Annotated in this window: 20 protein-coding genes; 10 read left to right on the forward strand and 10 right to left on the reverse strand. The window is 55.0% G+C overall.

What is annotated here, in order from left to right; all coding sequences use genetic code 11:
* Positions 1–47: 47 nt before the first annotated feature.
* Positions 48–1,241 (reverse strand): BaiN/RdsA family NAD(P)/FAD-dependent oxidoreductase, encoded by a 1,194-nt coding sequence (locus tag GTGU_RS15780; RefSeq protein ID WP_038159031.1) that lies wholly within the window; start codon positions 1,239–1,241, stop codon positions 48–50.
* A gap of 229 nt (positions 1,242–1,470) precedes the next feature.
* On the opposite strand from GTGU_RS15780, the gene pitA reads away from it, so the two are divergent.
* Complete coding sequence (pitA, locus tag GTGU_RS15785; protein WP_038159034.1) at positions 1,471–2,967, forward strand: inorganic phosphate transporter PitA; 1,497 nt, start codon at positions 1,471–1,473, stop codon at positions 2,965–2,967.
* Between the two features lie 59 nt (positions 2,968–3,026).
* On the opposite strand, the gene uspB is transcribed toward pitA, so the two are convergent.
* Positions 3,027–3,362 carry a universal stress protein UspB gene (uspB, locus tag GTGU_RS15790; RefSeq protein ID WP_038159037.1) on the reverse strand — a complete coding sequence of 112 codons (336 nt, stop codon included), beginning with the start codon at positions 3,360–3,362 and terminating at the stop codon, positions 3,027–3,029.
* 298 nt (positions 3,363–3,660) lie between these two features.
* Between uspB and uspA the strand changes: the two genes are divergently transcribed.
* Both uspA and dtpB read left to right on the forward strand, forming a co-directional pair.
* Positions 3,661–4,098 (forward strand): universal stress protein UspA, encoded by a 438-nt coding sequence (uspA, locus tag GTGU_RS15795; protein ID WP_038159040.1) that lies wholly within the window; start codon positions 3,661–3,663, stop codon positions 4,096–4,098.
* Between the two features lie 244 nt (positions 4,099–4,342).
* Positions 4,343–5,815, forward strand: coding sequence for a dipeptide/tripeptide permease DtpB (gene dtpB, locus GTGU_RS15800; protein ID WP_038159043.1), 1,473 nt, complete (start codon positions 4,343–4,345; stop codon positions 5,813–5,815).
* A 5-nt stretch (positions 5,816–5,820) separates the two neighbouring features.
* On the opposite strand, the gene rsmJ is transcribed toward dtpB, so the two are convergent.
* Together rsmJ and prlC are read right to left on the reverse strand one after the other, a co-directional pair.
* Positions 5,821–6,570 carry a 16S rRNA (guanine(1516)-N(2))-methyltransferase RsmJ gene (gene rsmJ / locus GTGU_RS15805; RefSeq protein WP_038159046.1) on the reverse strand — a complete coding sequence of 250 codons (750 nt, stop codon included), beginning with the start codon at positions 6,568–6,570 and terminating at the stop codon, positions 5,821–5,823.
* Positions 6,571–6,577: 7 nt separating this feature from the next.
* Positions 6,578–8,620, reverse strand: a complete 2,043-nt coding sequence (gene prlC, locus GTGU_RS15810) for an oligopeptidase A (protein ID WP_051857372.1) — start codon at positions 8,618–8,620, stop codon at positions 6,578–6,580.
* Between the two features lie 192 nt (positions 8,621–8,812).
* Between prlC and GTGU_RS15815 the strand changes: the two genes are divergently transcribed.
* The 3 genes from GTGU_RS15815 to GTGU_RS15825 all read left to right on the forward strand — a co-directional run bounded on the left by GTGU_RS15815 (position 8,813) and on the right by GTGU_RS15825 (position 12,922).
* Entirely contained in the window at positions 8,813–9,655 is an 843-nt protein-coding gene (locus GTGU_RS15815) for a 23S rRNA (adenine(2030)-N(6))-methyltransferase RlmJ (protein ID WP_038159192.1), read from the forward strand.
* A gap of 71 nt (positions 9,656–9,726) precedes the next feature.
* Complete coding sequence (gorA, locus tag GTGU_RS15820) at positions 9,727–11,079, forward strand: glutathione-disulfide reductase (protein WP_038159054.1); 1,353 nt, start codon at positions 9,727–9,729, stop codon at positions 11,077–11,079.
* Positions 11,080–11,269: 190 nt separating this feature from the next.
* Entirely contained in the window at positions 11,270–12,922 is a 1,653-nt protein-coding gene (locus GTGU_RS15825) for an alpha,alpha-trehalase (protein WP_038159058.1), read from the forward strand.
* Between the two features lie 33 nt (positions 12,923–12,955).
* Here the strand turns inward: GTGU_RS15825 and GTGU_RS15830 are convergent, their stop codons facing one another.
* Both GTGU_RS15830 and GTGU_RS15835 read right to left on the reverse strand, forming a co-directional pair.
* Positions 12,956–14,545 (reverse strand): STY4199 family HEPN domain-containing protein, encoded by a 1,590-nt coding sequence (locus GTGU_RS15830; RefSeq protein ID WP_038159195.1) that lies wholly within the window; start codon positions 14,543–14,545, stop codon positions 12,956–12,958.
* A gap of 227 nt (positions 14,546–14,772) precedes the next feature.
* The gene (locus GTGU_RS15835) at positions 14,773–15,531 is read right to left on the reverse strand and encodes an SDR family NAD(P)-dependent oxidoreductase (RefSeq protein ID WP_038159060.1); all 759 of its coding nucleotides are present in this window, start codon (positions 15,529–15,531) and stop codon (positions 14,773–14,775) included.
* Positions 15,532–15,649: 118 nt separating this feature from the next.
* On the opposite strand from GTGU_RS15835, the gene GTGU_RS15840 reads away from it, so the two are divergent.
* The 3 genes from GTGU_RS15840 (at position 15,650) to GTGU_RS15850 (ending at position 19,236) form a co-directional block, all read left to right on the forward strand.
* Positions 15,650–16,549, forward strand: coding sequence for a LysR family transcriptional regulator (locus GTGU_RS15840; protein WP_038159062.1), 900 nt, complete (start codon positions 15,650–15,652; stop codon positions 16,547–16,549).
* Between the two features lie 60 nt (positions 16,550–16,609).
* Complete coding sequence (gene yhjD / locus GTGU_RS15845) at positions 16,610–17,638, forward strand: inner membrane protein YhjD (RefSeq protein ID WP_038159065.1); 1,029 nt, start codon at positions 16,610–16,612, stop codon at positions 17,636–17,638.
* A gap of 275 nt (positions 17,639–17,913) precedes the next feature.
* Positions 17,914–19,236 carry an MFS transporter gene (locus tag GTGU_RS15850; RefSeq protein WP_038159069.1) on the forward strand — a complete coding sequence of 441 codons (1,323 nt, stop codon included), beginning with the start codon at positions 17,914–17,916 and terminating at the stop codon, positions 19,234–19,236.
* Between the two features lie 49 nt (positions 19,237–19,285).
* Here GTGU_RS15850 and GTGU_RS15855 read toward each other — a convergent pair whose 3' ends face one another.
* Positions 19,286–21,328 carry an AsmA family protein gene (locus GTGU_RS15855; protein WP_038159072.1) on the reverse strand — a complete coding sequence of 681 codons (2,043 nt, stop codon included), beginning with the start codon at positions 21,326–21,328 and terminating at the stop codon, positions 19,286–19,288.
* A 68-nt stretch (positions 21,329–21,396) separates the two neighbouring features.
* Positions 21,397–22,170, reverse strand: a complete 774-nt coding sequence (gene pdeH / locus GTGU_RS15860; RefSeq protein ID WP_038159075.1) for a cyclic-guanylate-specific phosphodiesterase — start codon at positions 22,168–22,170, stop codon at positions 21,397–21,399.
* 231 nt (positions 22,171–22,401) lie between these two features.
* On the opposite strand from pdeH, the gene kdgK reads away from it, so the two are divergent.
* Positions 22,402–23,331: a 2-dehydro-3-deoxygluconokinase gene (gene kdgK / locus GTGU_RS15865; RefSeq protein WP_038159197.1), complete on the forward strand. Its 930-nt coding sequence runs from the start codon at positions 22,402–22,404 to the stop codon at positions 23,329–23,331.
* A gap of 67 nt (positions 23,332–23,398) precedes the next feature.
* Here kdgK and GTGU_RS15870 read toward each other — a convergent pair whose 3' ends face one another.
* Complete coding sequence (locus GTGU_RS15870; protein ID WP_038159078.1) at positions 23,399–24,886, reverse strand: M16 family metallopeptidase; 1,488 nt, start codon at positions 24,884–24,886, stop codon at positions 23,399–23,401.
* A 185-nt stretch (positions 24,887–25,071) separates the two neighbouring features.
* Positions 25,072–26,358: a dicarboxylate/amino acid:cation symporter gene (locus GTGU_RS15875; protein WP_038159080.1), complete on the reverse strand. Its 1,287-nt coding sequence runs from the start codon at positions 26,356–26,358 to the stop codon at positions 25,072–25,074.
* Positions 26,359–26,516 lie beyond the last annotated feature (158 nt).

Consider the following 26,516-nt stretch of genomic DNA (forward strand, 5'->3'; position numbering starts at 1 on the left):
TACGCTACGGGCGCAGGAAAGAACCCGCATTGCCGGAGGTTATCATTTCAGGCTTCCACCAGCGCCTGCGCACATGCCCAGGCGGACGACCATGCCCACTGGAAGTTGTAGCCGCCGAGCCAGCCGGTGACGTCCATCACTTCGCCGATGAAATAGAGGCCGGGCACGTTGCGGGCTTCCATGGTGCGGGAGGAGAGTTCGTTGGTGTCGACGCCGCCAAGGGTCACTTCGGCGGTGCGATAGCCTTCGGTGCCATTAGGCTGGACGCGCCATTGGGTGAGTGTTTCCACCAGCGTTTGTTGGTCGCGCATGTTGAGCTGTTTCAGCGTGACGTCAGGGATCTGCCCGAGCTGCTGCAGACACTCTACCAGCCGTTTTGGCAGTTGCATCGCCAGCGTATTTTTCAGGCTCTGATTGGGGTGCGCCTCGCGCTGCTCATTGAGGAAGGCATCCGGATCACTGTCGGGCAGCAGATCGATGCTGACGAACTCACCAGGCTGCCAGTAGCTGGAGATTTGCAGCACCGCCGGGCCGGAAAGCCCGCGGTGGGTGAAGAGCAGGTTTTCGCGAAAGACTGTGCCATCTTCGGCGGTGATTACCGCGGGCACCGATACGCCGGAAAGGACCTGCAATTGTTCGAGCAACGGTTTATGCAGGGTAAACGGCACCAGACCCGCCCGCGTCGGCAGCACCTTGAGGCCGAACTGCTCAGCGATTTTATATCCGAATGGTGTGGCACCCAGACCTGGCATCGACAGCCCACCGCTGGCAATCACCAGTTTTTTCGCCGTTACTGTCTCGCCATTCAACTGCAGCGTGTAGCCGTCGTCGTCGCGTTCAACACTGAGGATTTCGGTGCGCAGGCGCAGCGTGACGTTGCCCTTTTCGCACTCGGTCACCAGCATGCTCACGATTTGCTCTGCGGAATCATCGCAAAACAACTGCCCCAGCGTTTTTTCATGCCAGGCAATGCCATGCTTTCCTACCAGATCGATAAAATCCCACTGGGTGTAGCGCGCCAGCGCTGATTTGCAGAAATGAGGGTTCTGGCAGAGATAAGCGGCAGGTTCAACGTACAGGTTGGTAAAGTTGCAGCGACCGCCGCCGGACATCAGAATCTTGCGGCCCGGCTTCTTGCCATTATCGACCAGCAGCACGCGGCTACCCGCCTGCCCCGCCTGCGCTGCGCAAAACATCCCCGCCGCACCGGCGCCTACCACAATGGCATCAAACCTTTCCACACGACAATCCTCACTTTTGAATGTCGGGAATTGTAAATATTCCCTGCTGGTCGCACCAGCGTAAAAATTCTGTCATATAAGTAGTACTTTGAAATATATAGGATAATTCTTGACAGTGATTTGACTTACATGAAAGCAAATCAAAAAAAGTCTATATTTCGCTTTGCCCGCGCCGCGAATGTCCCTGATAATGCGCCGCGTTCATGTCCTCAAAATGGCGTAACGTCCTATGCTACATTTGTTTACCGGCCTGGATTTTCATACCGGGTTGTTATTATTGCTTGCTCTGGGTTTTGTACTGTTTTACGAAGCGATCAATGGCTTCCATGACACCGCAAACGCAGTTGCTACAGTGATTTATACGCGCGCAATGCGATCGCAACTGGCGGTCGCGATGGCTGCGATTTTCAATTTCTTCGGTGTACTGCTGGGTGGATTGAGCGTGGCTTATGCGATTGTGCATATGCTGCCGACCGATCTCTTATTGAACATGGGGTCTGCACATGGTCTCGCCATGGTGTTCTCCATGCTGCTGGCGGCGATTATCTGGAACCTCGGTACCTGGTATTTTGGTCTTCCGGCATCAAGTTCACACACATTGATTGGCGCAATCATCGGGATTGGTTTGACCAATGCGTTGATGACCGGCACCTCGGTGGTGGATGCGCTGAACATTCCTAAAGTTATCAGCATTTTTGCTTCCCTGATCCTCTCGCCCATCGTCGGGCTGGTGTTCGCGGGCGGCCTGATCTTTATCTTGCGCCGTTACTGGAGCAACACAAAAAAGAAGGCACGCATTCACCTGACCCCTGCGGAACGTGAAAAGAAAGACGGTAAGAAAAAGCCGCCATTCTGGACGCGTATCGCGCTGATCGTGTCTGCCATCGGCGTGTCGTTTTCGCATGGCGCGAACGATGGTCAGAAGGGCATTGGTCTGGTGATGCTGGTGTTAATTGGCGTGGCGCCGGCAGGGTTCGTGGTTAATATGAACGCCTCTGGCTACGAAATTACGCGTACCCGTGATGCTGTCAACAACGTGGAGCTCTTCTTCCAGCAGCGCCCTGAACTGTTGACCAAAGCGGTTGGTGCTGAACAGCTAATCCCGTCGCCAGAGCCTGGTGTCGCGGCTAACGCAGAATTTCACTGTCACCCGGCCAACACCATTAATGCGCTGGAGCGTACCAAAGGCCTGCTGACCAATATCGAAAGCTACGATAAACTCTCCGTTGAGCAACGCAGCCAGTTGCGCCGCATTTTGCTGTGCATTTCTGATACTACCGACAAAGTGGCGAAGCTGCCGGAAGTGAATGGCGAAGATCTGCGTCTGCTGAAGAAACTGAAAACCGACATGCTGAGCACCGTTGAATACGCGCCGGTGTGGATCATCATGGCGGTCGCGCTGGCGCTGGGTATCGGTACGATGATCGGCTGGCGTCGTGTGGCGACCACCATCGGTGAAAAGATTGGTAAGAAAGGCATGACCTACGCGCAGGGTATGTCAGCCCAGATGACGGCCGCGGTTTCCATCGGTCTTGCCAGTTACACCGGGATGCCGGTTTCCACCACTCACGTACTCTCCTCCTCCGTGGCGGGGACGATGATCGTGGATGGCGGCGGACTGCAAAGGAAAACCGTGACCAACATTCTGATGGCCTGGGTCTTTACCTTGCCGGCATCGATTATCCTGTCTGGCGTGCTGTACTGGATTTCGCTGAAGCTCATCTAAGCGCCTTCAGGCTGCACAAGTAAACGGGTCAGGAAACTGGCCCGTTTTTTTTCTTCGCCTCAGTGCCAAATCAGCAACGCAATCAGACTCACCATCACCAGACCACAGAGCGCGCTGGTCAAAATAAACTGACGGCGTACACGCTCACAACGGCGGATGAACTCTTCGTCATGATGATCGCGGTAGCGCTGCGCGTAGATGTACCACACCAGGCGCATTTGCTTTCCGGGCTGACCATGTGAAGTGAAGAATCCACCACCGTCTACATACTGATAGAGCAAGGGATCGCAACCACGCAGAACCACTAATAGTGCGCGTAAAGATGAGAAGTAACGCGCCATATTCACGACACAAACGATACACAGGGCCCAAAACAGCGCAACAGTGCTGATCATAACTCCTCCCCGGCGACCCGCCCACAGGGTAACCCCCAGGACTACCGCTCCCCATACCCAGACCAGTTCAGTGAAAGAGTGCGAAGCCGGTCACAAAATAATGTCTAACCGGCTTATTAAATAGTGTAGGAGATGAGTTAAATTTTTTACCACAAGGTTAACCGTTATCAATACCCCCGGCAGATAAATTTGATTAACTAATTGGTAAGCAAGTCACATTGACGTAACTTGTGGGTCGTTTTAAGGTGGAGTTGTTTACTAAAATTAGTCATCGATAACTTAAGGAAGGAGTAACACTATGGCTTACAGACACATTCTTATCGCGGTAGACCTGTCACCAGAAAGTAAAGTACTGGTAGACAAAGCGGTCTCGATGGCGCGCCCGTACAACGCGAAAGTTTCCCTGATTCATGTTGATGTGAATTACTCCGATCTCTACACCGGCCTTATCGACGTCAATCTGGGTGATATGCAAAAACGCATTTCTGAGGAGACCCACCACGCGCTGACTGAGCTGTCCACCAACGCGGGCTATCCGATCACGGAAACCCTGAGCGGCAGCGGCGACCTGGGTCAGGTGCTGGTTGATGCTATCAAAAAATATGACATGGATCTGGTGGTATGCGGTCACCACCAGGACTTCTGGAGCAAACTAATGTCCTCCGCACGTCAGCTTATCAATACCGTTCACGTTGATATGCTGATCGTCCCGTTACGTGACGAAGAAGACGATTAATCGTTTGCTTGCCGCCAGATGCCCGCCTCGTGCGGGCTTTTTCATTTTTACGCCCCTTGAACAGAAATAATGTTTTGATCACCAGATGATAATTAGTGTGATCTATTTGTTGTTTCGCCATTAGTCAATCGAATAATCTATTACCTCGATATATAACAGCATTGTGTTTCAACAGATGCAAACTTCGCGCATTTATAGGCAAGCGCTCATACTTTTATGGGTTGGTTAATAAGGACGACAGAACATGAACACATCTCCCTCCGTGGGATTAATGCAACAGCCTCGCCCTTTCTTCATGATCTTCTTTGTCGAACTGTGGGAACGCTTTGGTTACTACGGCGTTCAGGGCATCCTGGCGGTCTTTTTCGTGAAGCAGTTGGGCTTTTCGCAGGAACAGGCATTTATCACCTTTGGCGCCTTTGCTGCACTGGTTTACGGCCTGATCTCTATTGGCGGTTATGTCGGCGACCACCTGCTTGGCACGAAACGCACGCTGGTGCTGGGCGCCGTAGTGCTGGCAATCGGTTATTTCATGACCGGACTGTCGTTGCTGAAGCCGGATTTGATTTTCATTGCGCTGGGGACAATTGCCGTCGGTAACGGGCTGTTTAAAGCTAACCCTGCCAGTCTGCTCTCCAAATGCTACCCGCCGAAAGATCCGCGTCTCGATGGCGCTTTTACGTTGTTTTATATGTCCATCAACATTGGTTCGCTGTTGTCGCTGTCACTGGCACCGGTGATTGCTGACAAGTTCGGCTACGCGGTGACCTACAATCTGTGTGGCGCCGGGCTGATTGTGGCGTTGCTGGTCTATTTCGCCTGCCGTGGGATGGTGAAAGATATCGGTTCAGAACCCGATCACCTGCCGATGAATATCAAAAATCTGCTGCTGGTGCTGATCGGCACGGTAGCGATGGTGTTTCTCTGCGCCTGGCTGATGCATAACGTGAAAATCGCCAACCTGGTGCTGATCGTGCTCTCCATCGTGGTGACGATTTTCTTCTTCCGCGAAGCGTTCCGCCTGGACAAAACTGGCCGCAATAAGATGATTGTCGCTTTCATCCTGATGCTCGAAGCGGTGCTGTTTTATATCCTCTACGCGCAAATGCCGACCTCGCTGAATTTCTTCGCTATCAACAACGTGCACCATGAAATCCTCGGCTTCACTATCAACCCGGTCAGTTTCCAGGCGCTGAACCCGTTCTGGGTGGTGGTGGCGAGCCCGGTGCTGGCGGCGATTTATACCCGCCTGGGCAGCCGTGGCAAAGACCTCACCATGCCGATGAAATTTACTCTCGGCATGTTCCTGTGCGCGCTCGGCTTCCTGACGGCTGCCGCCGCAGGCATGTGGTTTGCTGATCCACAGGGCCTGACGTCGCCGTGGTTCGTTGTGCTGGTGTATCTGTTCCAGAGTCTCGGCGAGCTGCTGATCAGCGCTCTGGGGCTGGCAATGGTGGCCGCGCTGGTGCCGCAACACCTGATGGGCTTCATTCTTGGGATGTGGTTCCTGACGCAGGCAGCGGCGTTCCTGCTCGGCGGTTATGTCGCAACCTTCACCGCCGTGCCGGAAAACATCACCGACCCGCTGCAGACACTGCCGATATACACCAGCGTGTTCAGCAAAATTGGGCTGGTGACGCTGGCGGTGACGGTGATCATGGCGATTCTGGTGCCGTGGCTGAACAAGATGATCAATACGCCATCAGAACAGGCGTAACGGGCCTACGGGGAACCGGGATAAATATCGAAGCGGTGGCCTTTGGTGGTCACCGCGTTTAGCGTCGCGACGTCTGCCAGTGGTGGCGCGTAGTCCGGGCGCTTTACCACCACACGCTTTGTCGCCAGACGCTGCGCCGGCAATAACAACCCATCGGCGTCGAGATCCGGCCCTACCAGTGACTGAAATACCCGCATCTCTTTTTTCACCAGCGCGCTTTTCTGCTTGTGCGGAAACATCGGGTCGAGATACACCACCTGCGGACGCGGCGTAATGTCAGTCAGCGCTGTCAGGCTTGAGGCATGAATCAGTTGCAAACGCGCCTGCAACCATGGGCCGATTTCCGGGTCTGCGTAGCCGCGCGCTAATCCGTCGTCGAGCAGTGCCGCGACCACCGGGTTTCGCTCCAGCATCCGCACCCGGCAGCCCACTGACGCCAGGACAAAGGCATCGCGCCCTAAGCCTGCCGTGGCATCCACCACATCCGGCAGATAATCGCCCTTAATGCCCACCGCTTTAGCGACCGCTTCGCCGCGACCACCGCCAAATTTGCGCCGGTGCGCCATCGCGCCGCTGACGAAATCAACAAAGATGCCGCCGAGTTTTGGCTCGTCGCGCTTACGCAGCTCCAGATGCACTGTCGTTAAGACCAGTGCCATCAGGTTATCGGGATCATGCTCCAGCCCCCAGCGGGTCGCCAGAACAGATAAGGCGCCGTCTCCGGCGCCTGTCTCGTCAATTAAGCAGATTTTCACGTCACGCTTAACCTTTAATCCCGTAATGCTCAAGCATCGCATCCAGTTGCGGTTCACGGCCACGGAAGCGTTTGAACAGATCCATCGGCTCTTCTGAACCGCCGCGGGTCAGAATATTGTCGAGGAATGACTGTCCGGTTTCGCGGTTGAAAATACCTTCTTCTTCGAAACGGGAGTAGGCATCCGCCGCCAGCACGTCGGCCCACAGATAGCTGTAGTAACCCGCCGCATAACCGCCGGCGAAAATGTGGCTGAACGCGTGCGGGAAACGGCCCCAGGCCGGGCCAGGCACCACGGCGACCTGTTTCTTGATTTCTGCCAGTGTCTCGAGGATTTTCGCCCCTTGTGCCGGGCTATATTCCGCATGCAGGCGGAAATCGAACAAACCGAACTCCAGCTGGCGCAGAATAAACATCGCCGCCTGGTAGTTTTTCGCCGCCAGCATTTTATCCAGCAGTTCTTTCGGCAGTGGTTCGCCGGTTTCATAATGACCGGAAATGAACGCCAGCGCGTCCGGCTCCCAGCACCAGTTTTCCATGAACTGGCTCGGCAGTTCGACCGCATCCCACGGCACACCGCTAATGCCCGATACCCCGGCGGTTTCAATGCGGGTGAGCATATGATGCAGCCCGTGACCGAATTCATGGAACAGGGTGATCACTTCGTCGTGAGTAAACAGCGCCGGTTTGCCGTTCACCGGGCGGTTAAAGTTACAGGTCAGGTAAGCCACCGGTTTTTGCAGCGAGCCGTCCGCTTTGCGCATCTGACCGACGCAGTCGTCCATCCACGCGCCACCACGCTTGTGTTCGCGGGCGTAAAGGTCGAGATAGAAACTGCCGCGCAGTTCGTTGTTGTCGTCATAAAGTTCGAAGAAACGCACTTCCGGGTGCCAGACGTCGATGTCGGTGCGCTCTCTGGCGGTGATGCCGTAAATGCGTTTCACCACTTCGAACAGACCGTTTACCGCTTTGTTTTCCGGGAAGTACGGACGCAGTTGCTCATCGCTGATGCTGTAGAGATGCTGTTTCTGTTTTTCGCTGTAATACGCGATATCCCACGGCTGCAGTTCGTCCACGCCAAATTCGGCTTTGGCATACGCACGCAGTTGTGCCAGCTCTTTCTCCCCCTGCGGACGAGCGCGTTTCGCCAGATCAGTCAGGAAGTCGAGCACCTGCTGCGGGTTTTCCGCCATTTTGGTCGCCAGCGATTTAAAGGCGTAGCTTTCAAAGCCCAGCAGTTGCGCCAGTTCGTGACGCAGAGAGAGGATCTCTTCCATCACCGGGCTGTTGTCCCATTTGCCCGCATTCGGACCCTGATCGGAAGCGCGGGTGGTATAGGCGCGATACATCTCTTCGCGCAACGACTGGTTGTCACAATAGGTCATCACCGGCAGGTAGCTCGGGATATCCAGCGTCAGCAGATAGCCCTGCTGCTCTTTAGCTTCGGCCTGCGCTTTAGCTGCCGCCAGCGCGCTTTCCGGCATCCCCGCGAGTTCGCTTTCATCGGTGATAAGCTTCGTCCAGCCCATGGTAGCGTCGAGCACGTTATTGCTGTACTGATTGCCGAGCTCGGACAAGCGCGCGGCGATTTCGCCGTAGCGTTTTTGTTTCTCTTTCGGCAAACCAATGCCGGACAGTTCAAAATCACGCAGCGCGTTATCGACCGCTTTTTTCTGCGCGGTGTTCAACCCGGCATAATGATCGCCATCGCGCAGATCGCGGTAAGCGTTGTAGAGCCCTTCGTGCTGACCGACCCAGGTGCTGTATTCAGAGAGCAGTGGCAGGGTTTGTTCGTAGGCTTCACGCAACTCAGGGCTGTTTTTAACTGAATTCAGGTGGCTCACGGGCGAGAAGATGCGCCCCAGATGGTCATCGGCTTCGGCCAGCGGCTGGCAAAGGTTATCCCAGGTATACGGCGCGCCCTGCGCGACCACGCTTTCTACCGCCTCGCGACACGTATCCAGCGCTTTCGACACCGCGGGCACCACGTGCTCGGGCAAAATGCGGGAAAAGGGCGGTAAGACGAAAGGCGTAAGTAATGGATTGGTCATAAGCGCTGTCCTGTTAATTGTTTGAGTGAAGCGCGCAGTCCGGCGCTTTTACGTTGCGATCTAGCATGGGGTCAAGTGTAGAGGATTTCAATGCCGTCGGCCTGGATAACCGCTTACCAGCCTGCGGGTAATCTGACCCGATCTGCGATAAACTGTCGCAAATCGTTTTTTCATTTCCGGAATTTTATCTTCATGCTCAGTTATCGCCACAGCTTCCACGCAGGCAACCACGCCGACGTTCTCAAACACACCGTTCAGAGCCTGATCATCGACGCGCTGAAAGAGAAAGAGAAACCGTTTCTCTATCTTGATACTCACGCTGGTGCCGGGCGTTATCAGCTGAGCAGCGAGCATGCGGAACGCACGGGTGAATATCTGGAAGGCATCGCCCGCATCTGGCAGCAGGATGATCTTCCGGCCGAACTGGCGTCCTACATTGGCGTGGTGCAGCATTTTAACCGCAGCGGCCAGTTGCGCTACTATCCAGGCTCGCCACTGATCGCCCGTCAGTTGCTGCGCGAGCAGGACAGCCTGCAGCTCACCGAACTACATCCGAGCGATTTCCCGTTACTGCGATCTGAATTCCAGAAAGACGAACGGGCACGGGTAGAAAAAGCGGATGGCTACCAGCAACTGAAAGCCAAACTGCCGCCGGTTTCCCGGCGAGGTCTGGTGCTCATCGACCCACCGTATGAAATCAAAACCGATTATCAGGCGGTGGTCACCGGCATCAGCGAAGGCTACAAACGCTTTGCTACCGGCACCTACGCGCTGTGGTATCCGGTGGTGTTGCGTGCGCAAATCAAACGCATGATTAAAGAGCTGGAAGCCACCGGTATTCGCCGTATGCTGCAGATTGAGCTGGCGGTGCGCCCGGACAGCGACATGCGCGGTATGACCGCGTCCGGCATGATTGTTATCAACCCGCCATGGAAGCTGGAGCAGCAGATGAACAACGTGCTGCCATGGCTGCATCGCAAACTGGTGCCGACCGGCACCGGGCATACCTCCGTGAACTGGATCGTGCCTGAGTAATCGCAGTCATAGGTGGAAGCTATTGATTTCAGGTATACAATCGCGGCAATCAGACATTAAGGATAAGACCCATGAGCAAGCATTATGACTACATCGCTATCGGCGGCGGCAGCGGCGGTATCGCCTCCATCAACCGTGCGGCCATGTATGGCCAGAAGTGTGCGCTGATCGAAGCGAAAGAGCTGGGCGGCACCTGCGTGAACGTCGGCTGCGTGCCGAAAAAAGTGATGTGGCATGCGGCGCAGATCCGTGAAGCTATCCATATGTATGGCCCGGATTACGGTTTCGACACCACCATTAACCAGTTTGACTGGCAGAAACTGGTCGGCAGCCGTAGCGCCTATATCGATCGTATTCATACCTCGTACGACAACGTGCTGGGCAAAAACAAGGTTGATGTCATCAAAGGCTTTGCCCGTTTCGTCGATGCGAAAACCATCGAAGTCAACGGTGAAACATTGACCGCAGACCACATTCTGATCGCCACTGGCGGCCGCCCGAGTCACCCGGACATTCCGGGCGTCGAGTATGGTATTGATTCTGATGGTTTCTTCGCCCTGCCAGCACTGCCGAAGCGCGTTGCCGTCGTCGGCGCAGGCTATATCGCCGTTGAACTGGCTGGCGTGATTAACGGTCTGGGCGCTGAAACGCACCTGTTCGTGCGCAAACACGCGCCACTGCGTTCTTTTGACCCGATAATTACCGAAACACTGGTCGAAGTGATGGCCGCCGAAGGCCCGACGCTGCATACCCACGCGATCCCGAAAGCGGTCGTGAAAAACGCCGATGGCAGCCTGACGCTGGAACTGGAAGATGGTCGCAGCCAGACCGTCGACAGCCTGATCTGGGCGATTGGTCGTGAACCAGCCACTGACAATTTCAATCTCGCCGTCACCGGCGTGAAAACCAACGACAAAGGCTACATTGTTGTCGATAAATTCCAGAACACCAGTGTTCCGGGCATCTACGCCGTGGGCGATAACACTGGTGCTGTCGAACTGACGCCGGTGGCGGTGGCTGCCGGTCGTCGCCTCTCTGAGCGCCTGTTTAACAACAAGCCGGATGAGCATCTGGACTACAGCAACATCCCGACCGTGGTCTTCAGCCACCCGCCGATCGGCACCGTGGGGTTAACTGAACCGCAGGCGCGCGAGCAGTATGGCGACGATGCCGTGAAGGTCTACAAATCTTCCTTCACCGCCATGTATACCGCCGTCACCACTCACCGCCAGCCATGCCGTATGAAGCTGGTCTGCGTCGGTCCGGAAGAGAAGATTGTCGGCATCCACGGTATCGGTTTCGGTATGGACGAAATGCTGCAGGGCTTCGCGGTGGCGCTGAAAATGGGTGCCACCAAGAAAGACTTCGACAACACCGTCGCTATCCACCCGACGGCGGCGGAAGAGTTCGTCACCATGCGCTAAGCCGCTACGCAAAATCCCCTCATCTGAGGGGATTTTTGTATCATTTCTTTGCATATCGCCCCTTTCCGGCTTAAAAAGCGCCCAATTCTGATTCCTCTTATCCCAGGCATCGAAGCGAGTGTCTACGCTTATTAAATGACCTGCTAAAAACCCATTTTTAAACCAACAACACCCGGAGGTCTGAATCGTTATGTTCAACCAGAATCTACGCATCGATGAGCCAGAAATGCCGCCAGTGGAGGCCGAAGTCTGCTACGAAATCGATCCTTGCGAGTTAAAACTGGATGAAATGATCGAAGCAGAACCCGAGCCGGAGATGATCGAGGGGCTTCCCGCGTCCGATGCGCTAACCCCCGCTGATCGTTATCTTGAACTGTTTGAACGCGTGCAGTCATCGCGGTTGTTTTCCGACAGCAAAACCTTCCCTGACTGTGCGCCGAAAATGGATCCGCTGGATATTCTGATCCGTTACCGGAAAGTCAGACGCCACCCGAATTTCGATTTGCGTCAGTTTATTGAAAACCATTTCTGGTTACCTGAAAGCCATGATAACGAGTATGTTTCCAATCCTGAGAACTCGTTGAAAGAGCACATCGACAGCCTGTGGCCGGTATTAACCCGAGAGCCGCAGGATCATATTCCCTGGTCGTCGCTGTTGCCGCTGCCGCAGTCGTATATTGTTCCCGGCGGGCGTTTTGGCGAAACTTACTACTGGGACTCCTATTTCTCCATGTTGGGGCTGGCGGAAAGCGGTCGTGAGGATTTGCTGAAATGTATGGCGGACAATTTTGCCTGGATGATTGAGCGTTACGGCCACATCCCCAACGGCAACCGCACCTACTACCTCAGCCGTTCGCAGCCGCCGGTGTTTGCGTTGATGGTGGAGCTGTTTGAGGAGGATGGTGTGCGTGGCGCGCGGCGTTACCTTGATCATCTGAAACTGGAGTATCAGTTCTGGATGGATGGTGCCGAGTCATTGCTGCCTAATCAGGCCTATCGCCATGTGGTACGCATGCCGGATGGCTCGCTACTCAACCGCTACTGGGATGACCGTGACACGCCGCGTGATGAGTCCTGGCTTGAGGACGTCGAAACCGCCAGACACTCTGGTCGCCCACCAAACGAAGTCTATCGGGATTTACGCGCCGGGGCGGCATCCGGTTGGGATTACTCTTCACGCTGGTTGCGGGACACCACCCGACTGGCGAGTATTCGCACCACCCAGTTCGTACCGATCGATTTAAACGCGTTTCTGTTCAAACTGGAAAACACCATTGCCAATATTTCCGCTTTAAAAGGCGATCAGGAAACCGAAGCGCTGTTTCGTCAGAAAGCGAGCCAGCGACGCGACGCAGTGACCCGCTACATGTGGGACGACGAAGGCGGCTGCTTTCGTGATTACGACTGGCGACGCGAGCAACCGGCGCTCTTTTCCGCTGCCAGCATTGTGACGCTCTACGTCGGCCTGGCAACTCATGAGCAGGCCGACCGGCTGGGTGATGCGATTCGTGCGCGCCTGCTGACACCTGGCGGCATCCTGGCGACGGAATACGAAACCGGCGAGCAATGGGACGCCCCCAACGGTTGGGCGCCGCTGCAATGGATGGCGGTGCAGGGCTTCAAAATGTACGGTCAGGACTCGCTTGGTGATGAGATTGCCCAGAGCTGGCTGCAAACAGTGAACATGTTTTATAAAACGCATCACAAGCTTATCGAGAAATACCACATCGCGACCGGTACCCCGCGCGAGGGTGGCGGGGGTGAGTATCCGCTACAGGACGGTTTCGGCTGGACTAACGGCGTCGTTCGTCGTCTGATTAGCCTGTATGGCGAGCCGATTTAACACACGCCGGCGGCGAGGTGCCGCCGGCACCCGCTAGCGAATCTGATCATAAATGGCCTGCTGAATATCCAGCCATTTTTTGTTCAGCTCATTCGGCTGCGACTGCATACGCTGCTGCGCCAGCTCCAGCTCATGGTACTGGCGCGCTATCACTGGTGGTCTGGAGCAGAAAGTTTGCAAATAACTTTTTCGCATCATCGTCAGCTTCTGCCCGTTGATCATTGCGTGACTGACATCATTGATAAAACGGCGGCAGGGCTTTGGTTCGTCCATCTGCATCCTGTAGCGCAACAGCAACTCCAGCACCTCGTCATTCTTGATGGCCATGGCCTGCTCAGTCCATGAAAGTTCCCAGTTCATTCCCCCTTGCAGGAAAAGCTGCGCCACCTTCACATCATTGCGGTCGATCGCCGAACGCAGGCTGAAGGCATCCCAGGTGACGCCCAGGCTGGAGAGCCTTTCACGTGGCGATGGCACTTCCAGCTCCGTAGACTCCAGCGCCTCAGCTGTGGGGACGCGGGGAATCGGCCGCTGCGCCACCTCTGAACTAAAAATCCAGATCGCGCCGCCGATGATCGCCAGCACCATTACCCCGACCGCGCCCCACAGCATGCCGGAAATCAATTGCTCGCGCTCTTCCGGCGTACGTTTCGCATGCCTGCCCTGGCCTTCAATGTTGTCGCTTACGGATGTCGTATCGCCACCCGATTCTTTATCTCGCTCTATGGCCTGATCCCAGAACTCTTGTAACGCAGCATCATCCACTATCATATAAGTGGAGGGGTTAACGCCCGTTTTCTTCAGTTCAAACGCACGCTGAACAGGGCCGGCAATCTGCTGGCTGTAACTGTCGAGCAGGGCAAGTTCGGCAGAGGAAAGAGGACGCCCGCTGATGACGGCATTACGAAGCTGTCGGCAATGTTCAAGGAACGCCTGCAGCGTAATACGCGGATCAACCAGATAAGTCAGCGAGGTGGCGGTATGGAAAATCGTGGAGTAGTGCCGCGCAAACTCTTTTTTATCCACCAGCAACAGCGCCAGTTCGCTGAACATCATCCCGCTGAGGATATCGCCGGAATTGCCCAGGGTCAGCCAGCGACGCACATTATCCGCACCAAACTGAAGCTTCAGATGATTGGTCAGTTGCAACGTATCAGGCCACGCCTGCGACACCAGCGCTTTGATAGTCAGCTCCAGCGCCCGTAGCTGCCGCCGTGCCTGCGTTTGCAGATCATCACCCGCTTCGCCCACTTTGGTGTCATAGCGCAACCGGGGCTGTTTCGCTTTTACCGCTTCCAGAGTACTGAGAAAACGCAATGCCGCAATGCGTTGATTTTCATGCACGTTTTGCCCGCGCTCGTATTGCGGCACCGCCTGCTGGAGATGGCGAAGCTGGAGAGTGAATTCGCTCATTTCGGCATCATTCAGATGCAACCGTTTCGCGACGTTCGTCCATCCCCCCAGATTCAGACGCGCCTGTTCCAGTTGTTCCAGAAACCAGCGCGGATCTTTTCCTTCTGCCACATAAATTTTTAGCAACTGAAGCACGTCTACGGATGCATGACGAATCATCGACAGACTGTGTTCAAATTGTTCAAACATCTGATTCGAAGCTGTTTGCATCTCTCTCTTCCTTAACGCACCATCAAGTGCGGAATCTGCCTGATTTAACTTAAAGTTTTCTTTGTTATTTTCGGCATTTACAAGATATACCAGATTATATTCAGCAACCGTGATCGCTATATTAACCAGGAGCGAAAGCGGCACTTTACCTGCCACTTTCTTTCAGTTTTGAATTTGAGGAAGGGAGAGAAAAAACCCGGTTTTCGGATGAAAACCGGGGATGTTGCTTATAAAAACATACCACCGGAAACTTCAACACGCTGCGCCGTCATCCAGCCCAGTTCGTCACTGAGCAATGCAGCAATCGCATTGCCAATGTCATCCGGCAGACCGACGCGGCCAAGCGCTGTCTGCGACGCCACAAACTGGTTCATTTGCTCGTTGTCACGGACGCGACCGCCGCTAAAATCAGTGGCGATAGCGCCTGGCGCGATGGCATTCACAGAAATCCCGCGCGCAGCAAGCTCTTTTGCCTGATAGCGCGTCAGCACTTCCATCGCCCCTTTCATTGACGCGTACGCTCCGTATCCCGGCAGCGTAAAACGCGCCAGCCCGGTGGAAACATTAAGAATGCGTCCGCCGTTTTTCAGCAACGGTAGCAGTCGCTGCGTCAGGAAAAAGGGCCCTTTAAAATGGATGTTCATCAATTCATCAAACTGCGCTTCACTGGTCTCGGCAAACGGCGTGTTCAGGCCAATCCCTGCGTTGTTGACTAAATAATCAAAGTCGTCGCGATTCCAGATTTGCTTAAGGTGCCTTTGTACATCCTGCACAAAGGCCGGAAAGCGTGCCGTTTCGCCGACGTTGAGCTGCAATGCCACCGCTTTCACTCCACTTTGTTCAATTTCCTGTACCACCTCTTGTGCTGCCTGAACATTGCTGTTGTAAGTGAAAATAATGTGGATCCCTTTCGCTGCCAGCTTCAGCACCGCGTTTTTCCCCAGGCCGCGGCTGCCACCTGTCACTAAAGCAATATGTTGTGTCATAAGAACCTCATCTCCGCTGTGGTAAATCTGAGAAATGAGCTTATTAGGTGAACTGAAAACAATAAATGTAGTAAATTACGCTTTACTGTTTCATACACGTCAACAATCGGTTTAGGGTATGGATAAAATTCACGCAATGCAATTGTTTATCCGTGTCGCGGAACTGGAAAGTTTTTCTCGCGCCGCCGATACCCTCGGTCTTCCGAAAGGCAGTGTATCGCGCCAGATTCAGGCGCTGGAAAACCAGCTCGGTACCCGGTTGCTCCATCGCACCACACGACGCGTACAGCTGACGCAGGACGGTATGGTCTATTATGAGCGGGCCAAAGACGTGCTCAGCAACCTGGATGAGCTGGACGGAATGTTCCAGCACGATCCCACCAGCATCAGCGGCAAATTGCGGGTCGACATGCCTGTCGGCGTGGCGCGTAACCTGGTGATCCCCCGTCTGCCCACTTTCCTGCAACAGTACCCCGGCATTGAACTGGAACTCAGCAGCAGCGATCGGCTGGTGGATGTTATTCGGGAGGGATTCGACTGTGTGGTGCGGGTGGGAACGCTGAAAGATTCCGGCTTAATCGCCCGTCCGTTAGGGAAACTATCGATTATTAACTGCGCCAGCCCGCAATATTTGTCGCGTTTTGGCTACCCGGAAACCCTCGATGACCTGGCAGGCCACGCGCTGGTGCATTATGCGGTAAACCTCGGCGTACGCCCGCCGGGGTTTGAAGTAGTGCTCGATAACGCCACACGCTGGATTAAAACCGGCGGCGTCCTGACTGTTAACAGCACCGAAACTTACCACGCCGCCTGTCTGGCAGGTCTGGGGATTATTCAGGTACCGCGCGTTGGCGTTCGTGAAGCACTGCGCAGCGGAAAACTGGTGGAAATCCTGCCGCAGTACCGCGCAGAGCCGATGCCGGTATCGCTGATTTACCCTCACCGCCGTAATCTTTCCCGCCGTGTACATCTGTTTATGGAATGGCTGACCGGTGTGATGAAGGCCTATGTCGATTAACATTGAGCGGTACGCGCTATACTTTTTTATTTGAGTGACAAAGAAAGGAATAACAGCCTGATGACGCCGGAAAACGACGAAAAGCGCCCCATTCAGGATCTGGAATACGATCCCGTCAGGAAAATGGACCCACACGAGAAACCCGCCTCCGGGGTAATCAATACCGCGAATAAGGCATTGAAAAAAGCCACCGGGACGGCAGCCATCATCCAGCGCCAGCCGGTGATTGCCCATCTGCTGCGTGCTGCCGAACGCTTTAATGATCGCATGGGAAACCAGTTCGGCGCTGCCATTACTTATTTCTCGTTTTTGTCGATGATCCCCATTCTGATGGTCTCGTTCGCCGCCGGGGGGTTTATTCTCGCTTCGCACCCGACACTGCTACAGGATATTTTCGACAAAATCCTGCAAAACGTCAGCGACCCGACGCTTGCCGCCACGCTGAAAAGTACGATTAACACCGCCGTTCAGCAACGCACCACCGTCGGGATCGTCGGTCTGTTGATTGCGCTCTATTCCGGCATCAACTGGATGGGCAACCTGCGCGAAGCGATCCGCGCGCAATCGCGCGACGTCTGGGAACGTACGCCGCAAGACCAGGAGAAAATCTGGGTCAAATACTTCCGTGATTTCATATCGCTGATTGGCCTGCTGGTGGCGCTGATCATCACACTGTCGATCACTTCGGTGTCGGGTTCCGCACAGCAGATGATTATCTCCGCGCTCTACCTCGACAGCATTGACTGGCTGAAACCGGCCTGGCGGCTGGTCGGTCTGGCGATTTCGATTTTCGCCAACTATCTGCTGTTTTTCTGGATTTTCTGGCGTCTTCCACGCCATCGCCCGCGTCGAAAAGCGCTGATTCGTGGTACGTTGATTGCCGCTATCGGCTTTGAGGTGATCAAAATCATCATGACCTGGACGCTGCCGTCGCTGGTGAAATCCCCGTCCGGCGCGGCATTTGGTTCGGTTCTCGGGCTGATGGCGTTCTTCTATTTCTTCGCCCGCCTGACACTGTTCTGCGCCGCCTGGATTGCTACGGCCGAGTATAAAGACGATCCACGTATGCCCGGTAAAACGCACCGTTAGCCCGCGCACGGGGTTGAAGAGAAACGGAAAACTTCAGCCCTGCGCTTCATTTCAGCATTTAAATCCAGCCGTTAACTTTTATTTAACCAATTTCTGGTTTTATTCACTAAGTTTGAATTTATGTGAAGCATTTCATAGACGTGAAATCGCAGGGGCGAAAATTATCCGCTTTTTGGTTGTTTTATGAACTATCTGGCAACCCGTTGCAGATTGAAATGTCACTTTTGCTGTGCGTAATATGGTCGTTCGTTCGCCAAAAAATAAGAAAATATTATATGCAAGCAACCGCCACAACACTCGACAACGAACACGCCATCGCGCCCGTCAACTCACGTAACAAAGTTGTCGTTGCGTCGCTCATTGGCACCGCCATTGAGTTCTTCGACTTCTATATTTACGCCACGGCGGCGGTGATCGTTTTCCCGCATATCTTCTTCCCGCAGGGCGATCCTGCTGCTGCCACGCTACAGTCGCTGGCGACCTTCGCCATCGCGTTTGTCGCGCGCCCGATTGGCTCCGCGCTGTTTGGCCACTTCGGCGACCGCGTCGGCCGCAAGGTGACGCTGGTGGCGTCGCTACTGACCATGGGGATTTCGACCGTGGTGATCGGCCTGCTGCCCGGCTATGAAACCATTGGGCTGATGGCGCCGTTGCTGCTGGCGCTGGCGCGCTTTGGTCAGGGCCTTGGTCTTGGCGGTGAGTGGGGCGGGGCGGCGCTGCTGGCAACGGAAAACGCGCCGCCGCGCAAGCGCGCGCTGTACGGCTCGTTCCCGCAACTCGGTGCGCCGATTGGCTTCTTCTTTGCTAACGGCACATTCCTGCTGCTCTCATGGCTGCTGTCTGATGAGCAGTTCATGAGTTGGGGCTGGCGTGTGCCGTTTATCTTCTCCGCTGTGCTGGTGATTATCGGCCTTTATGTGCGTGTCTCCCTGCATGAAACGCCGGTGTTCGCCAAAGTCGCCGCCGCCAAAAAACAGGTGAAAGTACCGTTGGGTACGTTGCTCAGCAAGCATCTGCGGGTGACTATTCTCGGCACCTTCATCATGTTGGCGACCTATACGCTGTTTTATATCATGACGGTGTATTCCATGACCTACAGCACCGCCGCCGCGCCGAACGGGCTTGGATTACCGCGCAATGAAGTGCTGTGGATGCTGATGATGGCGGTGATTGGTTTTGGCGTGATGGTGCCGGTCGCGGGTCTGCTGGCCGACCGCTTTGGTCGCCGTGTCAGCATGATCATCATTACATCACTGATCATCATCTTTGCCCTGTTTCTGTTCCAGCCGTTGCTGGGATCCGGGCACCCGGCGCTGATCTTCGCCTTCCTGCTGCTGGGGCTGAGCCTGATGGGGCTGACTTTTGGCCCGATGGGCGCACTGCTGCCGGAGTTGTTCCCGACGGAAGTGCGCTACACCGGTGCGTCGTTCTCCTATAATGTGGCGTCAATTCTCGGTGCATCGGTCGCGCCGTACATCGCTGCGTGGTTGCAGGGCACTTACGGGCTGTTTTACGTCGGCGTTTATCTGGCAACTATGGCGGCGTTGACGCTGATTGCGCTGCTGCTGACGCACGAAACGAAGCATCAGTCGCTGTAAACCGTCAGGCCGGATAAGCAGCACGCCTCCGGCCTGACGCTCCCTCACTTCATTTTTTCATCTGCGACAGAATCACCCGGCACTGATTAGCGTCGCCTTCTGACGGCGAAATCAGTGCCAGCAGCGCTGCGGCCGGGGTGACCAGCGTCGCCAGCGCTGCCGCGACAGCGCCTCGGGCAAGCAACGGCCCGACTTTCACGCCAGCATCCGGATTTTTGAACGTTCCGCGCACATACAGCGGGGAACGCAGCGTGATAATACGCACACCTTTACTTTCCGGATCGATGGTCAAATCCAGCTGTTCCGACGCAAAGCTGGCTGTGCCGGTGACATTAATCAGCGCGTTTTCGGTGTCGAAAGCGAAAATCTGCGGTCGCGCCACGCCGTTGACGATGTCGAGATTAGCCGCGGCACAGTTCACCCGCACTTCGTCGTCGCCAAAGATTTGCCCGACGATATAGTTGCCGACATTCAGCCCGAGGATTTCCATCAGATTACGGCTCACCAGCCCGTCGTTCATCAGCAGCTTCAGGTTGCCGTTGCTGCTGCCAAGTAGCGCCGCCACTGAATTGCCGGTACCGCGCAGATCCGCATCACCATTCATTTCACCCAGCGTTTTCTGCATCAGCTCGACGTTCGGCATCAGTTGTTTCAGTTTCAGCCGCCGCGCCTGGATCTCTGCCCGTCCCTGCATCGGTTTTTTATCGCCTTCGAGGCGGATATGGGACGCAATCGTGCCGCCCGCGAGACCAAACTTCAGCGGGCTGAGACGCAGATCAGCGTTGCTGAGAATGATGTGCGTCGAGAGATCGCTTATCGGCAACGTGCTGCCATGCTCGATGCGATGCCCTTTGAAACGCACGTCAGCATCCATCACATCCCACTTGTCGGTTTCAAAACGGTCGTATGGCAGGACTTTCCCGGCAGGCTGTGGATCTTTCTTCACTTCTGATGATTTGGTGCCTTTCCCGGAATCGACACCGACCAGAGGGCCTAAATCGGCGAGACGTAACTGGCGCGATTCAAGATCGCCCTCCAGTTTTGGTCGCGGTTGGCCGGTGGTATAGGTCAGCGAACCATGAATATCGCTGTCGCCAATACGGCCATTGAAATCACGGTAATCAAACACGGAGCCTTTTTCGCTGTTAATTTTTGCCACCAGATGACCGTCTGTGGAAAACGGCGGTGTGTCCGGCAGCAACACGCCGGTCAGGTCATACAGCTCGCCGAGCGAATCGCCGGAGAACTTCAGCTGTAAATCCACTCCGCCCATCTTCATGGGATCGTTAACAGTGCCAGTAAAGGCCACCCGCGTATTACCGGAACGGAAATCCGCCTGCACCGGGAATGGCGTACCTTCGCTGCGCAGCGCCAGCATACCGCCGATTTTGCCCGTGCCGGTCAGCGGCTGACCGTTGTAACGCCCCTGCGCTTTCAGTCCAAAGACATAATCGCTCGCTTTCGCGTTGTCGCCCTTCGCTTTATTACCCGTCACTTCGCTGAACGGCAGCGGCTTGCCCAACGGATCAACCAGGATCTCCACATCGGCACGCGTCACGCTGTCGTCAATTTTAATGCGTCCGCGATCGAACAGGATGTTATCGAGCCGGAAAGACCAGCCGGACGGCTGCGCACTGGGATCTTTGTTGCCATCCGCCGCCAGTTGAAACGTCCAGTTGTTGTTCTTTTCCGACAGCCGAATCAGCCGCGCATCCGGCTGAACAAGTTTGATCCACGGCAGGTAAACCGTTCTGGTCAGCAGGGCCAGCGGCGCGAGCGTTGCTTCCACGCGCGGCAGATGCACCATGGTGATTTCCGGGATATCGGGCGGGTTGCCGAGCAGCACGTCGTCCGCATGAACATGCGGCCATGGGATCCAGCTTCGCCACCCGGTTTCACCCGGTTGACGCTCCCAGACCACGCCCAGATCGCCGCGAATGGCGAACGGGCGGTTCAACTCGGTAGAGACTTTTTGATTAATTGTGGGCTTCAGCCGGTTCCAGTCAAAGGTCGCGATAATGATGAACAACACAACGATGATCAGCAAAATCGTGCCTGAAATCAGGGCAATGGCTTTACGCGTTTTTGTCATGCCGGGTCCACTCCTGTCTTGCCTCACCTTTTTGAATAATAGTTGAGGTGAGCAGAACCTGCGGCAAATCAGGCTAATGTGAGCAGAACGTTCTCAAGCGTAGCGAAGGGAACCGGGCGGGAAAGGAAGTATCCCTGTGCCGCGTAAGCCGGGGATTGTTGCACGTCGCGCCACTCTTCCAGCGTTTCGACACCCTCGACAATCACTCCCTGACAGTAGCGGTTCATCAGGTGCAACAGTTGGGTGAAGAGGTTGCGCCCTTCCGGGGTTTTGCGCAGCATAATGAACAGTTCGCGGGCGACTTTGATGTAATCGTAGTGGACTTCGCTCAGCGCGGAAAAGTTCGCCATGCCGGTGCCAAAATCGTCCAGCCACAGCGGGCCGAGTTCGCACATAGACGCGAACGTGGAGTCCTGCGGCAAACGGATATGCTCCACCAGTTCAAAGCGGATCCATGGCAGCGTTTCGATCAGCGCCGCGAGCTCAGGATCTTTACGCAATGTCAGCAACGTCGGGCCATCGACGTTCACCGACGCCAGGATCTGATTCTTTTCAAAGAACGCTTTTTTCTCTGCCAGCAACGTCAGTTGTTCTTTCACCACATCGCTGCGCTGTTTGACTGCCACTTCGGCGAAATAGCGATCCGGTGCGATCCGCTGACCCGGATGTGAAGGATGAGTGACGACCGTCAGCAGTTCGACCGCCATCAGGCGACCATCGGTTTTGTAGATTGGCTGATAAGTATAAGCACGTTCACATCCCAGCCAATAGCGGCGCTCCTGCAGGCTTTTCAGGCCCACATCCGGAATGCTTATCTGCTGGATAACCTGCTTTGACTTCATCTCAGCTGTCCTGTCGAAAAAGGAGAAATGGTCTCTTGTTGCTTCAGGATTATCGGCGGCGAAAATAAGAACTTTATGTTCAATGGGGGCCATTTTCTTTTTCTGCGAGCAAGAATCAGACAGGAATACGCGCCAGCTCAAAAAAATAATGGAACGTTGTTTTAATATGGTTGACCACAAAAATGTCACAGCGCACACTAGCGCTAGTTTCCCGGATCCAGGTTCATGATTATGTCTAAAAAAATTGCCGTGATCGGCGAATGCATGATTGAGCTGTCTGAAAAAGGCGCGGATGTCAGCCGCGGTTTTGGCGGCGATACGCTCAATACGTCCGTTTACATTGCGCGTCAGGTGGATGCCGCCGCACTGACCGTAGATTACGTTACCGCCCTCGGCACTGACAGCTTCAGCCAGCAGATGCTGGACGCCTGGCAGGGTGAAAACGTCGGTACGGGTCTTATTCAGCGCATGGAAAACCGCTTGCCGGGGCTCTATTACATCGAAACTGACGACACCGGCGAAAGAACCTTCTACTACTGGCGCAATGAAGCCGCCGCCAGATTCTGGCTGGAGAGCGAACAGGCTGCCGCCATTTGTGAAACACTGGCGACCTTTGATTATCTCTACCTGAGCGGCATTAGTCTGGCGATCCTGAGCCAGACCAGTCGTGAAAAACTGCTTTCGCTGCTGCGTGAATGCCGCGCTAATGGCGGTAAAATCATTTTTGATAACAACTACCGACCGCGTCTGTGGGCAAGCCGCGAAGAGACACAGCAGGTTTATCAGCAAATGCTTGAATGCACTGATATCGCCTTCCTGACGCTGGACGACGAAGACGCCCTGTGGGGCGCGAAACCGGTGGACGAGGTGATTGCCCGGACGCACGCGGCAGGGGTGAATGAAGTCGTGATCAAGCGTGGCGCAGAGTCATGCCTCGTGTCCGTCGTGGGCGAAGCGCTGATTGACGTGCCTGCGGTGAAACTGCCGAAAGAAAAAGTGGTCGATACCACCGCGGCGGGAGATTCCTTTAGCGCCGGTTATCTGGCGGTACGTCTGACCGGTGGCGATGCCGCCGCTGCCGCAAAACGCGGGCACCTGACAGCCAGCACGGTGATTCAGTATCGCGGGGCGATCATTCCACGCGACGCGATGCCTGCGTAATTGCGTCAGAACTACAAAAAAGCCCGGTAAGCATGACGCCTGCCGGGCTTTCTTTTTCGAACTGATTTTACTGAGCCTGCGGAATGTCCGATACGTCGCGGGCATCATCGCTCGCCGCCGGGACTGCTGGCGTTGTCGGCGTCATAAACTGATCCCAGGTCGCCTGCAGCTCTTTCATGCTGTACTCCGGTTCGCCCTGCGGTTGCAGCAGCACCAGCGCCATTTCTTGTGACAATTGCTGGCGGAGATCCTGGTTCAGCATCTCCAGCGTCAGCGAGTTCAGGAAATCCTGACGTAGTTTCTGGTACTGCTCCGGCGCGATATCGACCACCTGGTTTTGCAGTGAACGCATGCGCTGGCTGGTTAGCACGCCCGTATCCATGCGTGCGTAAGTGGCAAATAACTTCTGCAGTTCCAGTTTCTTCTGCGCTACCAGGGCGTTGAATTCCTCTTCCGTCAGACCGTTGTCACGGACGCCCGCTAACTCGCGGGCAATGGTGCTGAGGTTGGCGTTGAGCTTCTCGTTGGGTGATTCGACGTTCACCGCACATTGCGCACGCTGGTACAACACGCGGCAGTCAAAGCCCAGACCGATGTCTTTCGCATTGCTTTTGCTCAGGTTCTGCTGAACACGCCAGAACAGCGCTTCACGCGCGAGATCAGCACGCCAGTAGCGCAACAGCGCCGCTGATTCTCGAATCGGCTGCCAGGGCGCATCCCACATAATCGACAGACGATCCTGATGTTGCGCCTCGGTCATAATGCTCACCGGCTCTGCACGCAGCGGAGAGAACGTTGGCACAGCGGCAGGTGTTTCGCGCTTCCCTTTCAGTTCACCGAAAATTTTGTTGATTTGCTCAGTCACGGCGCGACTGTCGACGTTGCCGACCACAATCAGGGTCATCGCGTCCGGCGTATACCATTTTTCGTAGTACGCTTTGAGATGCTCGACATCCACCGGCTGCTTCAGCGGCTCGGAAGGATCGTGACCGAGCATGGTTGAGCCTTTGAGACGATAGCGCCACCAGCTCTCTTTCGGGTTTTGCGGCCAGGTTGCCACCATATCTTCCGTCGCGAGCGCTTTGTTGACCGATTCTGGCGTAATGGTCAGCTTGCCGCTGGCGTCAGCGAGCCAGGTCAACGACTCTTTCAGCAGGTCGTTGCGGTTGTTGGGCAGGCTGAGATTAAAGAGGGTGTAATCGTAGGAGACAATCGCGGGCGGCATCGGGCGAACGGGATCTATGCCCTGCTGCCAGAGCGAGCGCGCCTGCATGGTTTCTAAGCTGCCGCTCTGTGTGAGCGCCAGACGAGGGAGAAAATGGCTGTAGCCGGTCTGCTGTGTGCTTTCGGACAACGAGCCGATATTGACCGACAGACGAATTTCGATGCGATCGCTCGGACGCTGCGGGGTGGCAAGCACCTGCCACTGAAATCCATTTGATAACGTTCCCTGCTGCCAGGCGGGATCCGGCTGGAGTGCTTCTGCCTGCACATAACCGGCCGCCGCCATCATCAGTAAACCACCAGCGAAGAGTCGAATTTTAGTGCCCTGCATGTGAACCCCTGATGAACAATCCTGGTTACAAAGACCGCCCGTTCTGCGTGGGCAGCCTAAAAATTGAGTGAAATACGTCGGTTAGACCGCGAAAACGAGGGATCGTCACACGCGAACGTAAATAATTCATCAATTATGCGCAGGAGCCCGCAGTCCATCAAGGACTACGGGCTTAAGTGGCGGGATTATGAGGAAATTTCTTGCGTTTTGTTGTCTCCGACACGGTTATTGAGCGTGTCAGACAGTTTTTTGTGGTCGAGCTCTTTCACCCATTTCGCAACGACGACAGTCGCCACGCCGTTGCCCACCAGGTTGGTCAGCGCACGCGCTTCAGACATGAAGCGGTCGATGCCGAGGATCAGCGCCAGACCAGCTACCGGCAGATGACCGACTGCAGAGATAGTCGCAGCCAGAACGATAAAGCCGCTGCCTGTCACGCCTGCAGCCCCTTTCGAGGAGAGCAGCAACACCACCAGCAGGGTGATCTGATGGAAAATATCCATCTCGCTGTTCGTCGCCTGGGCGATAAACACCGCTGCCATGGTCAGGTATATCGAGGTACCGTCGAGGTTAAACGAGTAGCCCGTGGGAATAACCAGACCGACCACCGACTTACGGCAACCCAGTTTCTCCATTTTGTCGAGCATCCGCGGCAGCGCCGATTCAGACGACGACGTCCCCAGCACGATCAACAGTTCTTCACGGATATAACGAATGAACTTGAAGATGTTGAAGCCAGTGGCACGTGCGATAGATCCCAGCACCAGCACCACAAACAGAATACAGGTGATGTAGAAGCAAATAATCAGCTGACCGAGCTGCACCAGCGTGCCGACACCATATTTACCGATGGTAAAGGCCATGGCCCCGAAAGCACCGATTGGCGCCAGGCGCATAATCATATTGATGATGCCGAAAATGACCTGCGAGAAGCTTTCAATGACGTTGAATATCAGCTGGCCTTTGTTGCCCAGACGATGCAACGCAAAACCAAACATCACCGCAAACAGCAACACCTGCAGAATGTTACCGCTGGCGAACGCCCCGATCACGCTGTTCGGGATAACGTCCATCAGGAAGGCAACGACACCCTGATCTTTTGCCTGTTCGGCGTAGACGGCCACAGCTTTGGCATCCAGTGTCGCCGGGTCGACGTTCATTCCGGCGCCGGGTTGCACCACGTTAACAATGATGAGACCAATGATCAGCGCAATGGTACTGACCACTTCGAAGTAAAGCAGTGCAACCGCCCCGGTGCGGCCTACCGCTTTCATACTTTCCATGCCTGCGATACCGGTTACCACGGTACAAAAAATAACCGGCGCAATAACCATCTTGATGAGCTTAACGAACGCATCGCCAAGGGGTTTCATTTGGGTGCCCAACTCAGGGTAGTAATGACCAAGCAAGATACCAATTGCAATGGCTGTCAGGACCTGGAAGTAGAGGCTTTTAAACAAAGAAACTTTCATAGGGTGTCCTTAGAATAAAACCACAGGCTATGTAGGGTTTTTAAATTGCCTGCGGTTTTTAAAATAACACCCGGGAAACATAACAGAAATATTTAGCCAGCCATCTGCAACGGGAATGTTAAAATTTTTGAGCTGAACCGCATAAGCCTGGCGCGGAC

This window comes from Trabulsiella guamensis ATCC 49490 (assembly GCF_000734965.1).
GTDB classification, from domain to species: Bacteria; Pseudomonadota; Gammaproteobacteria; order Enterobacterales; family Enterobacteriaceae; genus Trabulsiella; species Trabulsiella guamensis.